Raw genomic sequence first — 2,502 nt, forward strand, 5'->3', positions numbered from 1 at the left:
TCCCTGAGTCCCAGACCCTGCTGGCCCGCGCCTGCGAACTGAACCGCCACAGCCTGCAGCACTGGGGCACGGACGGCAACCAGGGCCCCGCCATCGCCCAGGCCTGGCAGCAGTTCGCCGCCGGCACCCTGTTTGCCGCCGCGGTGCGCAGCATTGCGGGCGTGGATCTTTACGAACTCCCGGTGCTGCGCCGCAGTGCCGAGCAGCTCATGGCCTTCACCCCACCGGGCGCAGAGCAGGCCGCCACCTTCGGCGATGCGGCCGAGACCCGCGATCTCTACCCCCGCCATGCCGCCGCCCTGCGCCTGCACGCCCAGCAAAGCCGCGAGGTCTCGGCCATCTGGTACTGGCAGGCCAGGCCCGCCAATATCAGCAGCCCGTCCGACGCCAGCGTCTGGCAGCTCCTGCTGCTGGGTACCAACCCACAGGCCCTGCCCACCGGCAGCGGCACCCTGGCCAATGACTGGTTCTCCACCCAGGCCGGGCTGGCCGCCATGCACAGCGACATCCGCAGCCCGAACCGAAGCTCGGTCTTTTTCATCAGCAGCCGCCACGGGGCCTATGGCGCGACGCAGGCCGAGCACAACACGCTGGCCTATGTCTCTCAGGGCCGCCCCCTGCTGATCAATGCCGGCAGCACGCCCTATGTGGGCAGCCCCCACCACCGCAACACCCGCGCCACGCGCTTCAAGAACGCGCTCACATTCGACGGCGGCATCGGCCAGGCCGAGGCCCATGCCACCGCCACCCGCCCCGGCGACCCGCTGTTCAATATGGACCCCGGCGGCAGCCTCATCCACACGCTGAGCGCCGGCCAGTACGCTGCCGTCACCGGCGACGCCACCTCGGCCTACCGCGCGGTGGACACCACGCGCAACACCTGGACCCCGCTACTCAGCAATGCCGTGCGCAGCGTGGTGGTGGACAAGGCCAATGGCCTGACCCTGGTCTACGACTGGGCCACCAGCGCCAGGCCGCGCCAGTGGGAGCTGAACTTCCACGCCCCTCAGCCCTTCATCAGCGATGCGGCCACCGTGCGCAGCGTCAACGGCCCCGCCTCCGTCTGCCTGGACCGCCACGGCCCGGCCACACAGTTCAGCCAGACTGCGGCCTGGGAAGTGGCCCCCGAGCTGCCCCAGGCCCCGCCCTCGCGCGGGCGCTTCAGCACCCTGAGCCGCAGCACCGAGTTCGCGCACCTGACCGTGCTGCGCGAAGGCTGCCGCAATGTGCCGCTGCAGGTCAGCCAGAGCGGCAGCCAGATCAACCTACTCATCAACGGAAAAGACGCCTTGCTGTTCGATCGCCGCTCGCTCACCCTGCCCGCCACCGCCACCGGCAGCCCGCCGCTGGTCAGCATTGCGGCGGCAGCCCTGATAGCAGCCAATGCCGGGCTGGCAAGCCCGAACGCAACTACCGCCTCGTCCGCCACCACTGGTGTAGCTGCGGCAGCAAGTGCGCAGGCACCAGGCGCGACGGGCTCAGCTACAGGAACCGCGGAGACTGGCCGGGCAAGGCTGCAGCAAGCGATAGCAGACATGAACACGCCCCACGAGGTTGTTCCCGCCGGGGTCGCCCAGCATGTCGGCTGGAAATTCAAGCCCACCGTCGCGATGAACACCGAACCCTACGGCCACGCCATCGGGTCGTGGTGGAAAGGCACGCGCTACCCGTACTGGCGCGGCATCCTGACTTGGTTTGTCATTTACGCAGCGGAGGGGGGCAACCCTGCAAAGAACACCGCCGTCGAGATCAACGGGATCGAGCTCTGGTACCTGTCGACAACCACCAAGACATGGCGCCTGGTCCAGGCAAACACAACGCCGGTATGGACCGATGCCTATGCCGAGAATGCAATCGACATCAGCCACGATCGGGTTTTCAAGAGAGTGAATCAAGCCGAAGCAAGCTTCGCCCCCTCCAGCAAAAACATTGTCCACGGTGGCCTGGGGCAAGCCACCACGCCCTGGACCAGCCGGCCTGACACGGCTGACATTGACGCCCTGTATGCCGTCGTCAAACACCGCCTAGTGCTGAAGGACCCCGCTGGCCCCGACGACAGGCAAATCTCGCGATTGGGAGTACAGGCCGGCGTGGACTATTACCCCTGGGTAGGCGCCAGGGTGGCCGATCTCGGCGCGGGGCAGTATCTCCCCGGCGCCGGCGTCGGCCGCTTCATCCAGGCCACAAGCGGCTGGCGGTACTCGACGTTTGTAGCGCGAAGCAAGCGCATCACGGAGGCGCAGCTGCTCGCCATACCGGCTCCGCAGCTGCGCTACTGAGGACTCGCCAGCCTGGGTCACCGAAGACTGCGCGTGAGCCAGCCCAACACAGCCAGCTCCTCGATCAGGCCCGCGCGTCCCCCCAGCGCAAGGGGCGCAGCTCGTCGCCCACATAGCTCACCTCACCCGCCCGGTCCACGCAGTACTGCGGCGAGATGATCATCTCGCGCACCGCCTGGCCTTCACCGATGCGCGTGTGCTCGATCAGCACCGACCGCTCCAC

The 2,502-nt window shown here is 67.9% G+C and carries 1 protein-coding gene; it reads left to right on the forward strand.

All coding sequences use genetic code 11. The features are described 5' to 3' along the window. The coding region (locus tag ACK5F2_RS12015; RefSeq protein WP_409864879.1) for a heparinase II/III family protein at positions 1–2,279 on the forward strand (2,279 nt) is incomplete at its 5' end. Positions 2,280–2,502 lie beyond the last annotated feature (223 nt).

Source organism: Roseateles sp. (assembly GCF_046300915.1).
GTDB lineage: Bacteria > Pseudomonadota > Gammaproteobacteria > Burkholderiales > Burkholderiaceae_C > Kinneretia.